This window comes from Candidatus Planktophila sp., assembly GCA_030681675.1.
Classification (GTDB): domain Bacteria; phylum Actinomycetota; class Actinomycetes; order Nanopelagicales; family Nanopelagicaceae; genus Planktophila.
Genome location: JAUXRP010000040.1, coordinates 134,986 through 147,376 on the forward strand (window position 1 = coordinate 134,986; position 12,391 = coordinate 147,376).

At 44.5% G+C, this 12,391-nt stretch carries 12 protein-coding genes and 1 tRNA gene; 7 read left to right on the forward strand and 6 right to left on the reverse strand.

Translation table 11 applies throughout. From position 1 onward, the window contains the following. Nucleotides 1-68: 68 nt before the first annotated feature. The 3 genes from Q8K48_07730 to Q8K48_07740 form a co-directional block, all read right to left on the reverse strand. Nucleotides 69-1,679, reverse strand: a complete 1,611-nt coding sequence (locus Q8K48_07730; GenBank protein ID MDP1852286.1) for an ABC transporter substrate-binding protein — start codon at nt 1,677-1,679, stop codon at nt 69-71. A 170-nt stretch (nt 1,680-1,849) separates the two neighbouring features. After that, a complete protein-coding gene (locus Q8K48_07735) occupies nt 1,850-2,896 on the reverse strand; it encodes an Ldh family oxidoreductase (protein MDP1852287.1) in 1,047 nt (348 codons plus the stop codon). Beyond that, a complete protein-coding gene (locus Q8K48_07740; protein ID MDP1852288.1) occupies nt 2,889-3,818 on the reverse strand; it encodes a hypothetical protein in 930 nt (309 codons plus the stop codon). Before Q8K48_07740 ends, Q8K48_07735 begins: the two co-directional genes overlap by 8 nt. A 178-nt stretch (nt 3,819-3,996) precedes the next feature. Between Q8K48_07740 and Q8K48_07745 the strand changes: the two genes are divergently transcribed. The 4 genes from Q8K48_07745 (at nt 3,997) to Q8K48_07760 (ending at nt 8,446) form a co-directional block, all read left to right on the forward strand. Beyond that, nucleotides 3,997-5,265 (forward strand): FAD-dependent oxidoreductase, encoded by a 1,269-nt coding sequence (locus Q8K48_07745; GenBank protein MDP1852289.1) that lies wholly within the window; start codon nt 3,997-3,999, stop codon nt 5,263-5,265. 76 nt (nt 5,266-5,341) lie between these two features. Beyond that, entirely contained in the window at nt 5,342-7,360 is a 2,019-nt protein-coding gene (locus Q8K48_07750) for a 5'-nucleotidase C-terminal domain-containing protein (GenBank protein ID MDP1852290.1), read from the forward strand. 127 nt (nt 7,361-7,487) lie between these two features. Further along, nucleotides 7,488-7,560: transfer RNA gene (locus tag Q8K48_07755), tRNA-Arg, on the forward strand. A gap of 415 nt (nt 7,561-7,975) precedes the next feature. Beyond that, nucleotides 7,976-8,446 (forward strand): SRPBCC domain-containing protein, encoded by a 471-nt coding sequence (locus Q8K48_07760; GenBank protein MDP1852291.1) that lies wholly within the window; start codon nt 7,976-7,978, stop codon nt 8,444-8,446. 75 nt (nt 8,447-8,521) lie between these two features. Here the strand turns inward: Q8K48_07760 and Q8K48_07765 are convergent, their stop codons facing one another. Beyond that, nucleotides 8,522-8,920 (reverse strand): hypothetical protein, encoded by a 399-nt coding sequence (locus Q8K48_07765; GenBank protein ID MDP1852292.1) that lies wholly within the window; start codon nt 8,918-8,920, stop codon nt 8,522-8,524. A gap of 373 nt (nt 8,921-9,293) precedes the next feature. Here Q8K48_07765 and Q8K48_07770 point away from each other — a divergent pair, with 373 nt between their 5' ends. Continuing rightward, entirely contained in the window at nt 9,294-9,839 is a 546-nt protein-coding gene (locus Q8K48_07770; GenBank protein ID MDP1852293.1) for a hypothetical protein, read from the forward strand. On the opposite strand, the gene Q8K48_07775 is transcribed toward Q8K48_07770, so the two are convergent. Next, nucleotides 9,775-10,218 carry a CHRD domain-containing protein gene (locus tag Q8K48_07775; GenBank protein ID MDP1852294.1) on the reverse strand — a complete coding sequence of 148 codons (444 nt, stop codon included), beginning with the start codon at nt 10,216-10,218 and terminating at the stop codon, nt 9,775-9,777. The two genes, Q8K48_07770 and Q8K48_07775, sit on opposite strands and share 65 nt — an antisense overlap. Nucleotides 10,219-10,409: 191 nt before the next feature. Continuing rightward, a complete protein-coding gene (locus Q8K48_07780) occupies nt 10,410-10,565 on the reverse strand; it encodes a DUF6131 family protein (GenBank protein MDP1852295.1) in 156 nt (51 codons plus the stop codon). A gap of 251 nt (nt 10,566-10,816) precedes the next feature. On the opposite strand from Q8K48_07780, the gene Q8K48_07785 reads away from it, so the two are divergent. Together Q8K48_07785 and Q8K48_07790 are read left to right on the forward strand one after the other, a co-directional pair. After that, nucleotides 10,817-11,266 (forward strand): CHRD domain-containing protein, encoded by a 450-nt coding sequence (locus Q8K48_07785; GenBank protein ID MDP1852296.1) that lies wholly within the window; start codon nt 10,817-10,819, stop codon nt 11,264-11,266. 45 nt (nt 11,267-11,311) lie between these two features. Beyond that, the gene (locus Q8K48_07790) at nt 11,312-12,385 is read left to right on the forward strand and encodes a hypothetical protein (protein MDP1852297.1); all 1,074 of its coding nucleotides are present in this window, start codon (nt 11,312-11,314) and stop codon (nt 12,383-12,385) included. Nucleotides 12,386-12,391: the final 6 nt, after the last annotated feature.

Here is a 12,391-nt window from a genome sequence, read left to right on the forward strand (position 1 = left end):
GCTCTCGACTATTGGCCAAGAGAATTCAATATTTCTTGGCAACTCGTTAACCCAAGACTAAATTAAATTTAGTCTGTTGGGAGAGGTGGGTTTGTAGCCAAAACAAACTGTAATTGTCCAGGCAATAGGGCTTCCACAATATTGTTTCCTACTCGGCTACCGGATAGATAGAAACGGTTCCCGATCGGAATAAAGGCAGACAAATCAAAAGCTATCTTTTCGACGGCCGCTAACTTGTCTTGGATAACAGATGAGCTTTCAGATGCTGAAGCTTCACTAAGGAGTTTTCCTGACTCCAAAATAAGTGCATCCGGGACATTTGCAAGACCTGCCCAAACTCCACCTGGCTTAAACCAGTTTGAGAGCTGAAGAATTGGTGTGGCAGCGTTATTTCCAAACCACAACATTTCCCAGTCCTTCTTGTTAAGTACTGCTGAAATAGCTGAGTCTGGAGTCACCATTTGAATTGTTACATCAATGCCGACGAACTTTAGGCTGTCCTTGACAACCTGAGCTGCATCTTGCCAGAAGATACGGTTTGGAACTGGCATATTGATCTTGAGTCCATTTGCATAACCAGCGTCTTTAAGTAACTTGCGAGCTGCCGCTGTATCACGCTTTCCATTTTTTGGAATTGAACAGACTACATAATCATTGTTGAAATTGAACTGCATTCCACAGTTTGGCTTTCCTAGGTTAGCGAATGCAGTCCGCATGATTGCTGCGCGATTAACGGCGAGCGAGATGGCTTGACGTACTCTGGCATCTTTTAGAGCCTTATTTGGTTGATCTGGGCCCATGTTAAATGCCAACATAAAAGTACCTGAATCCTGCTCTCCTGTGACGCGGAACTTTGACTTATCCCACTGAATACTCTTTGCACCTAGTGGAAGTTCCATAACATAATCAATTGCCCCTGACTGGAATGCGGCTAGGCGTGTATTGCCATCTGGAATTGTGACAACACGAAGCTCCTTCACTAGCGACTTTGCCCAGTAATTTGGATTTGCAACGAGAGTGAAAGCATCTGTTCCAGGAACAAAAGACTTAACCATCATTGGTCCACCGGCAACTGGATTCTTAAAGTATTCCTTGGCCTTATCCTCAGTATCTGTTTTGCCCGCAGGGTGAATTCCGAGGAACTCTTGTGCAAGTGCAAAGTTGAAATCTGGGTATGGACGCTTCAAACTCCATACGAGTGTTTTGGCATCTTTTGCTACTACTTTGTCTACTGCGTCAATGTATGAAGCAGAACGCTTTGAATTAATCCAACGACTGAATGAATTAACAACGTCTGCAGCAACAAGTGCTGTGCCGTCAGAATACTTCGCCGCGCGGAGAGTATGGGTGACAGTTTTTCCATCACTACTCACTTCAGCTGTCTCAACTAAATCGCGACGAGGCTTTCCATTTGCGTCATAACGGTAGAGCTTGCCTTGAACTAGATATGCCATCTGGCCTTCTGTATATCCACCAACTGGATTGATTGGATCCAATGATTGAACTCTTTGGAGGGCGCCGTACGTGACAACATCACACACAGCATTCTTAGTGGTTGATTTGACCGTGCAGTTTGTACCTGTTGCCGCTTGAGCAGGTTGTAGTGCAACCAATGTGCCAATCGCTAAAGCAATTGATACAAAAGTGGCCAACAAGCGACCGGATCTTTTTGACTTCATTTAACAATCTCCCTTTGTGAACGGTTAACGATTTACAGGGACTATAGTGGTTTGCATCACAAAAAAAAAGGGCAAAAGAAGCTATTTTGCAACTGTTATGCAATAGTTACAGACAGAAGTTACGAGTGAGTCACATGCAACAACAAGGAGTCAATGAAGTTTTATTGTAACTATTCCTTAATTTTCAGAGCTGGCATTCCATATCGCTCGCCCACTGTCTTTAAGCTCTGGAGAACTTCGGAGTCGATAGCGATCCCTTCGAGGTTCCGTTTGCTCTTGACTTCATACTCCAACTCTCCAGGCAAATAAACTCGCTCCCCGAAAACGGCTGCAGAGCCATGGAAAATTGATCCAAATTGTTGGGCAATCAGGCTAAAACTTCCAACATCGATGAAACACGAGATATCTAGGGCGATAAAAACTGTGCCATTTCCGAAACCACTGTTGGAAATCGCGGCTGGCATGTTACCCGAGAGTATCCCAGCAGCAACGTCGATGAGCGCTGAGAGGCCTGAGCCTTTATGTCCACCGAATGCAATGAGCGAACCGCCATCATGGAAATCCTGAGGATTCGTTGAGGGCTGGCCATTTTTATCGATGAGGGCTCCCGGCTCAATCTTTTCACCGCTCATTCCTGCGAGAATAATTTTGCCAGCTGCAACGACCGCCGTAGAAAAATCTAAAACATAATTAAAAGCATCTGTACCAGGAACGGCCCAGGCAAAGGGATTTGTTCCAAGAACGCCTTTAACTCCACCCCAGGGTGCGACTATCGGACCGCCAGTATTACAAAAGGCTATTCCCATTAGCCCTTCTTGAGCCATTAAATCTACGTATTCACCAAGTCGGCCAACGTGATTTGACCTGCTTAAAACAACAGAAGCGGTTCCGTACTTTTTAGCTAATTCAATGGTTTTTTCTGTGGCTAGATAGGAGGCGCTCTGCCCCCATCCCCACGCCCCATCAACTACAGCTGTTGCCTCTTTGCTCCATGATAAAACAGGCCTAGCGGTTGGAATGAGTGCACCACTTTCAACCCAACCAGAGTATTCAACCAATCGAATGACACCGTGGGAGTCATGTCCGACTAAATTTGAGAGTACCAAGGACTTTGAGACTGATTCGGCGATGTCCAGAGGCGCACCCATGCCAACAAATACGCCAGTAGCAAACTTTTCTAACTCCTGCGCTGTAAAAAGTGAGGGAGAGTTAGACAAATTTTGCCTCTACCAGACCTAAATCCGCAAAGTCCACACTCACCAAGTCCCCGGGCTGTACAAAACAGTGGCCCGTACAAGTCCCTGTGCTGATGTACTCGCCAGCAAATACATCTCTTCCCCGCTCTCGAGCCCAATTCACCATCCATGTAAGGCTAGTAACGGGATGGCCCATCGCTTGGTATCCCTGGCCCGATTTAATGTAAAAACCATTTACATAGATATCTAAAGTGGATTGTGGAAGATCAATCTCCTGCCAATCTTTTATTTTTTCGCCAATAACAAATGCCGCTCCGCCCGCATTGTCATACATTCCCCCAAAGTAGCCACTTAAGCTATACCAGTCTTCAAAGACAGAGTCACCAATTTCTATTACAGGCATTAAAGAATCAATCCCCTTACGAAGATCAGATTCCGTATAAGGGGTCTGCCGTGCAGGAAAATCCATACCAAGCTGAAATGCGAACTCGCACTCGCACAATCGATAATTTACAAAAAACTCAGAGGAGACTTCCGCTGGACTTTCTAATATTGAACGGGTGAATAATCTTCCAGGTGAGGGGCTTGGCATATTTTCAGCCTTTTGAACATCCAAACTTGCCGCACCAACTTTCCAACCCGCACCTTCCCAGCCCAAGGCATACTCCAAGATGAGTAAAACCTCCTCAACCGATTTCCAGGACCTCGCTTTGAGCCTTTCAGGCATGGTAACTGGAGTTCTAGATTTTCTTCCATTACTGATCAATTCAATTACTTCTGCTACTTCTGATGCCGATAAATCCGTACTCCTTTTTGAGGGCACAGAACCACCTGGTGGAGTTGGACCATGAATAAGACGACCACGGTCACTCAAATACTCTGGGCGAGGAATAGATTTTCCTAATCTAAGAGTGTTTAACCTTTGAGTCTGCACAATATCCATAATTTTATTATGTTAACACGTGACATCTTGAAAGGATAGGCAGTAAACGCTATTTAAAAGAAGAAAACTATTTTTTAGAATTAATCATGAACAATGAGGTAAAGTAGTGATGTCTTTGGAGTTCTGCATCATCTTTTCTTTGCAGGTAAATAGAATTTAATAGAAGTCAGGAGTCGTGATGCTTAGGTATAAAGTGGCAATTATCGGTGCCGGACCTGCTGGCTATTTTGCAGCGCAAGCTCTACACAATTTACAAAACGAGGATCGCATATTTGCGATCGACATGATTGAGCGGCTTCCAACACCATGGGGTTTAGTTCGAAGCGGAGTTGCACCCGATCACCCAAAGATCAAAACTGTCTCTAAAGTTTTTGAGAAAATAGCTGCGGATCCAAATTTCCGCCTTTTTGCTAATGTTGAAATAGGTACAGATATAACCGTTTCTCAGTTAGCTGAAAAGTATGATGCGGTAATCATTGCCACTGGCTCTTCCATTGGTAAAAAACTTGGAATTCCCGGCGAGGATTTATACGGCTCAATCTCTGCAGCCGATTTTGTACCTTGGTATAACGCTCACCCTGATTTTGCAGATCTAGATGTTCCACTTAATTGCGAAAGCGCTGTAGTGATTGGCGCAGGGAACGTGGCGATGGATGTTGCACGTATTTTGGCCCTTGAGCCAACAGAATTAGATCCAACTGACACGGCAGATCATGCAATAGATGCTTTGAAGAAAAGCTCGATTCGAGATGTTTACATCAGCGCTCGCCGAGGACCAGAACATGCAGCCTTTACATCTCCCGAGCTTCGGGAGCTTCCAAAACTAGAGCACACCAATGTGGTTATAGCACGCAATGACATTGACGCTGCAATCGTGCGTGCAGGTGAAGCGCCAGAAAAAGATGTGAAGAGTAATTTAGATGCGATGGTGTTAATTGCCGATTCACAAAAGTCTGGACACGAACGAACGATGCACTTTCTATTTCAGCACACACCGAAAGAGATTCTTGGCGCCGATCGAGTTGAAGGCGTTGTGTATTCGACTCCGACCGGCGAGGTCACTATTGAGTGCGGATTAGTTATTACTGCAATTGGCTATCAAGCTGCACCAATTAATGGCGTGCCTTATGAAAATGGCAAGGTTGTAAATATCGATGGCCGCGTAAATGAGAATATCTATGTCGTTGGTTGGGCAAAGCGGGGACCATCAGGGGTTATCGGTACTAATAAATCAGATGCCGCGGCCGTAATTGACTTACTTGTTTCTGATTTAAGCGAACCGAAAAATGACATCGGCATTGAAAAGTTGTTAACCACCCAAGTAGTAGTTGACCAGTTGTGCTGGCAACGCATTAATGAAGCAGAAACTGCAGCTGGTGAGCCAAAAGGTAAACCTCGAGTTAAGAGTGTTGACCGCAACGAACTTTTAAAGTTAGCTGGTTTGTAACTCAACTCACAGATTCGAACCCAATTCGTTACATGCGTGTTTAGTGAAGCTACGTTTCCTCTGATTAGATTCAGGCATGAAACAAACCAGCACATCACGCAAATTCCAAGGCTGGGGCGCACTCGCCACAGCCACCGCACTCTTAACCGCGCTTCTCATTCCAACTGCACAGGCAGAGATTTATTCACTGCCTGGTGCACCTACAAATGTCACTTCATACATCGGCGCTCGAGGCGTAGTAGTTAAATGGGTACCTGCAACAAATGTAACTCCAGAAGTACGAGGTTATGTTGTCTCTGCCGGCGCGGGCTCATGCCCAATCTATGTGCCTGCTCAGAATCACTCAGTTGTAACAATGCCTGTAGTTGTTGGACAACCTGCGGGAACTCCCACAGTTCAGGCAGTCAATTCCTATGGTTTTTCAAAGCCTGGAGCATCTAAGCAAAGTTTTACTGCCGCTCAATTATCAACTGTTTCTTCTCCTAGTAATAGATCTGTGCAGATTTTGCAGTTTAGTGATTTTCACGGCGCAATAGAGACAGGGAACTCATTTGGTGCCCCACTGTTTGTGAGTAACTTTGCCGCAGACCGAGCTGTAGCTGCCGCAACATTTACTGTGGCATCAGGAGATAACATCGGTGCTGCACCACCAATTTCAACTGAATTTGAAGAGCTACCAACTATTGAATCTATGAATCTGATGAAGGTTGACGCCTCATCATTTGGTAACCACGAACACGATCGAAGCCTTACTCACCTACAAAAAATCATAGGTGCATCTGATTTCCAATGGGTTGTGGCGAATTATCCAGCTGCATCTTTAGCCGCGTTAAAGTCGGGGGAAAAGGCTGCAAAGCCTTACACAATTATCAACCGAGGTGGAATCAAGATTGGTGTCGTTGGAGCAAACACCCCAGAGACAATTGAGCAAGTATTTCCAGGAAACCTTGATTACATCGACGCATCGGGTAAAAAGGCAACGATTGAAATCGACCCGGGAGTAGTTGGAATCAATAAATCTATCGCAGATGCCAAAGAGGCAGGCGCTGAGATTGTCATCGTCGTGATACACCAAGGATGGACTGAGAATTCTGACGGCGTTGCCAAAGGCTTATTCAATAGCCTTTCTGCTCAAATAAAGGGAGCGGCAGCTATTTACGGTGGTCACAGTCATCAAACTTTCTCTACTCTGATTCCTTCATCCGCTCGTGGACAGGCACCGGTTCTTCTCGGTCAGGTCCGTAATTCAGGTGTTGAATATACTCGTAGCCAAATCTGCATCAGGAATGGCAAAATCGTCGGATCTTCTCTTCAGCATGTATTGAAGTCTGCCGCACCGACAATTAATACTGGAGTAGTTAGTACCATAACAACACAGGATGCAACGGCCGCAGCACTTGTAAAGAAATACAAGGATCAGCTCACTGGAAAGCTTGATGTCAAAATCGGTTCAGTATCAGGAGTATTCCCACGAGGTGGTACCCCTGCAGTTGAACGCTCTGGTGAGAACCCAATGGGTAACTACATTGCAGATCTCCTTCGTACAAAGTACAAGACTGATTTTGCAATCTCTAACGGAGGCGGAATCCGTGACACATTCCCGGCGAAGAATTATGTTCCGGTCAATACCGCTCTCGTCAGAACTGGTACCGGTCCACTCGATGTAACACTTGGAGATGCACTTACGGTATATCCATTTGGCAACCAAGTTGCGACAACAGTTGTAACGGGAACAAATCTCTGGGCCGCACTTGAAAATGGTGTTGGTGGAAACTATCCAGGTGATGGACGTTTCCCACAGATTTCTGGATTCAAGTTCACATTCGATGCTTCTAAGCCACTCGGCGCTCGCATCGTTACTGTCACGAAGAATGATGGAACGCCGATTGCAAAAGACAGTACTGAATACACACTCACGACCCTTGACTTCATCATTTATGGTGGAGATGGATATCTGAATGTATTCTCACCTGCAAAAGCTAAAGTCAAAGGCGCACTACTTGATGTATTTGTGGATGCGTTAAAGGCAGATATGGCAGCCGGCAAAGTTACACAAGTTCCAGCACTTGATGGACGTGTGAAAAAAGTTGGTTAATTAAGTAACATTCACAAAGGGCACTGGATAATTCCAGTGCCCTTTGTGCATTATTTACGCTTAGTTTTCACATTTTGGAAGGGCTTGAAAAGAAGGTAGGATGCGCAGGTTCAATAAAACTAAATATGCGCGAGTAGCTCAACGGATAGAGCATCTGACTACGGATCAGAAGGTTGGGGGTTCGAATCCCTTCTCGCGCACTTTTGCGGAGGTATTACTCCGCTTGAAACCCAAAATCACTTTACTCATAAATCATTCGAAAATCGGAGATTCTTGTAGGCTTGAATATGGCTCAATTTAGATTCGACTTGCTTAGGCACAAGGACGGAGAAGCGGCATTACGCAAGTACTCTCGCGCCCATGCCGGTCTGGGGCGCGAAGTTTGGTTACGGCGCTCACGATGAACTATGCAGAAGAGGCCGTCGGAGTTACGCAAGCTGCCAAAATTGCAGATATATCCACAGTCATCTCGATCAATTAGCCGCAGCATGCTTACCGCTATTTCAGAAACCTAAGTAATCTCCCCAACAGGCAACATTAAATCGGCAGACAACCTGAACAATTAGGTGCGTCAAGATTGGACCTATAAGCCGGAAACCAAGTAATCTCAGAATTATGACACAACCATTTCTCTACTCAGTAGAGCGCACCGTTCATGCACCAATCTCAAAGTTATGGACAGCTTGGACATCTGCGGAAGAACTTGAAGAGTGGTATCACCCAACGGATTTGAAATCTCTAAAGGGCGCTACAACCTCCGAATTGAAAGTTGGAGGCCTTTGGTCCTGTGGTGTTGAAGTTCCAGAGCACGGTTTTATTGCCTACTTCTTCGGTAAATACCTCAAGATCGAAGAGTTGAAAAAGATTGAACACACTCTTCATTACACCCAATCAAAGGATGAGTTTGAAATTAAAGATTTTGAAACTCCATCACATCTAATTGTCCTCGATTTTGAAGACCATGACCAAAAGTCTTGGGTTAAATTCTCCCAATTTGGAACCCTACCCGAAGGCGAAGAAAAGCTTGCACAAGCAGGGATGGAAAGCTACTTGGATTCCCTTGAACTTTTCCTGACTGGCAATTGATCCGTAGAAAAGTCGCTCAATCTTGCATGAAATTCTTTTGATGCTTGAAGTATGTATTCGGCGAGATTCTCGTCTCTATTGAATATGTTCTGGATTCATCCAGAAAAGTTCCCAGATATGTCCATCGAGATCTTCAAAGCCCCAACCAAACATAAAAGGATGAACGTCAGGCTCTTTATACCTCCGCGCACCGAGAGAGAAGGCCTTTTCACACAGGTTGCGCACTTGGTCAGTAGATTCGCAAGAGAGAGCAATTAACGATTCGACCGTACTCTTGTCGGCTATTGGTTTATCGATGAATGTTGAAAACTTTGCTTTTTCAAGAAGCATTACAAAAATATTCTGCCCGACGACCATACACGTTGAATCTTCGCTGGTGAATTGTGGATTAAAAGTAAAGCCGAGCTCGGTGAAGAATTCGACAGACGTGTTCAGTTTCTCTATTGGAAGATTAACGAAGATTGAGTTGTTCATAACTCTAGTTTAGCGAAAAACGTAAAAAAGAGAGTCGGCATATCTGCTGGATCTTGTCGCGCAATTCTTCTACCGATTAGCAGGTTTGGGGTTCAAATCCCGCACAACCCACTCTTGTGATTTCTCGACACATCGTTGACTGATTAAGCCCAGGCATTGAACAGGACACCTTCGCGTGCACCCGCTCCGAGATTAAACCAAGAACACCTACCCTGAAATCTATACAGTGAAGATTTCAACTGCTTAAATTCACTATGCGGTTGAGGGGGGCGATTTCCCCATTCCAACTTCAGAGGGCTACAAATTTAATTTCAAATACAACTCACTCAACCCAGAGAAAATTCAGACTTCACCTTGGTACTCAAAGAAATATATGTCCCAGAATCAATGGAAGGTGAATTACTCCAATACTTCCTTTATCCCATCTGCCAATGAATACGGTGGAAAATTGTATTTATCGAGATGGCCTCCTCGCGTTGAATTGCCAGCAATGCCAACAATTCGTGTTCTGAGCGTCAATGATGATGACCCAATTTTCCGGTTGGTCTCATTGGAGATTTCAGGTGGGCAATTCACTTCGACACCAACCGGAGGCTGGGATAAATGGATGGTTCAATTTACCGACAGCTTCTCTTTGCCGGGAATACCTGGACAATGCAAATACTCTGCAGAGCATGTTGACACCTTTACTTGGGTGTTGAAAGTTCCTAAGGATGAAGTCCCTACTCCTAGTTTTGAAATTGCGGTAACCCAAGCTGGCTATCGACATTCTTCTCAAGTCGGAGGATTTGTTATCCCATCGGTAGGAGAGAGTGTGCATTTGGTAGATGTGCATCTTTTTAAATATTCATGTCTTACTTCTTCTTACCCAACTGTCCACGAACAGCGCCTGCAAAATAGTCCTTGGTGTGTACGTTGAAGTAATACATGCTTGGGTACATTGAAATATTTAATAAGAGTGCTTTATCAACGGTGACACAATTCTGTGATGCGCTATTGAATTTCAATATGTCGAAGGTAATAAAAGGTGGACCATCTACACCCTTTGCACCTTTATGGATGTGAGCTGCTTTCACGTCGGTTAAGTCTTTAGTCTTGACGTTTGCACAGAGGGTAGATTTTTTTGAGTTGAGAATAAAAGTGCCTTTAGCTGAACCATTCATCGCACCAGTTCCGCCCATGTGATTAGCACCTATAGCAGTGACAGCAAGTTTTGTGATTTCTTTGGCTTGCGCCCCCGGTGCCAATCCAATAGTGAGTGTCGCCGCGGTAAGGAGAATAATTGTTCTTTTGATCATTTCGTTTTCCTCCGTCTAGTTTCTCGTAATTAAGTGTCTTATATTTGCTCCCGAACCTCAAGTAGTTTTTTAATCGACTATTTTCGAAGCGCCAAAATGCTGAGCGAATTTTTGCGGCAGACACTCTTTAAACTAGCAAGATCAGGGTTTCCCAGAACCCATTTTCATTCCTTCGCAGAATCTCTTTGCACTCACCAATAGTGATTGCGACCACCAACTGAGCGTCCAGATTTACCCAATAAAACAAAGATTACCCCAACGAAAATCAATATGATTCCCAAGCTTTTCAAAATTAAAACTTCGGTTACTAGACTCAAAATCAAAAGTACGATTCCTAAAGTAATCATGAGACCAACTTTCTGTTGCTCTCATTAGACCGCACTTCTTCTCCCATTACAATAGAAATACTTCCTTCAAAACTGGACGAAATTAATTCCGAGCGTGCATCTACTTATTTCTAACATTGTTTGACCTTTAATAATAATAATAAATGCTTCATTCTCGTCTTGAGGTGATTAAGTATCACTTTAAAGAGATAGGCTTTCATTAGTAACTGTGACACCATTGCATTAATTAGTCGCACCAGAGAGAAGAATAGATGAAGCACACTAAAATAATTCTAGCAATCACTATCGTAATTTTTGCTAGCGTATTATCCGCCTGTTCGACTTCTTCCGCTCAAAACTTTCATGATCTCTCAGTTGATGCCTCTGGTGAAAATATGCCTATGGGAACCGATGGCATGGTGACCGGGTTAGCGGATGGCTCTGCCTCCGGAACCTTTACGGTAAATGAGAATTTCAAAGAAATTTGCTATTCGATTATGACAAAACGTATGACGGGAATGACTGAAGCGCACATTCAGGTGACTGCTTCCGAGGAGGATGTTGTTGTGTTTGACATTGCCAATATGAATATGATGAATAAAAGTTGCATGAATGTAGATTCGAATATCTTGATGGATATGGTCGAGCAACCCGACAAATATTCGCTTATGGTACATACTGACGCCTTTCCAGATGGCGCCGTAATGGGTTCTCTTAAGTAAGATCTTTTACTGTCTCATTTCTTGATATCCCTCTAGACTCGTGGGATGTCAGTAGTTGCATCAGTGCATGGGGTCCTGGGATCTCACAGGTATTCGCAAGATGAAATTACAAATATCTTTGCAAAAATTGTCTCGCCACAAGGAAATGATTTTGCATTAATTGAACGCATTCACAAAGCCACTGAAGTCAAATTTCGTAACCTTGCACTCCCTGCGGACGAGTACATCGAACTCAATGGGTTTGGTGAGGCAAATGATGCTTTTATTCGAATCGCTTTGGAACTCGGTGCAAAAGCTATTAATTCCGCGCTTCATGAGGCAGGTATAAACGCAGAGGAAGTCGACTACATAATGGCGACGTCAGTTACAGGCGTCGCCACGCCATCACTTGAGGCACGGCTTGTTTCAATTGTGGGCTTCCGTCCCGACGTGAAGAGAGTGCCGATATTCGGATTGGGATGTGTGGCCGGTGCAGCTGGTATCGCTCGCGTTCATGACTATTTACTTGGTCATCCAGATGATGTGGCAGTTCTTCTCTCCGTTGAACTTTGCTCGCTCACTTTGCAAGCCGACGATATGTCAATGGCAAATATTGTCTCGTCAGGTTTATTTGGCGACGGAGCCGCTGCCGTGGTTATGGTTGGAAATCGGCGCGCAGAACGAATGGGCATTCAGGGCCCGCGGGTGATTGACTCAAGGAGCAAGATTTATCCAGATACAGAAGAGACCATGGCATGGAAGATTGGTGGCAATGGTTTCCACATTGTTCTCACCTCCTCAGTAAGCGATATCGTCGCTCAAAATATTGGTGGTGAGATAAGAGAGTTCCTTGCAGATCACGGAATAACAACGTCAAACATTTCGCAGTGGGTCAGCCATACGGGTGGTCCAAAGGTATTACGCGCAATTGAAGAAAGTTTAGAATTGCATGATGGACAACTCGAAATCTCTTGGCTTTCGTTGGCAGAATATGGCAATTTATCTTCGGCCTCTGTTTTACACATTCTGCGAGATATTCTGGCAGGACATGGAGTAGAGAAACCCACACCGGGAACCTTCGGACTAATGTTGGCAATGGGCCCAGGATTTTGTTCCGAATTCGTTTTGTTGGAGTGGTAAATATTG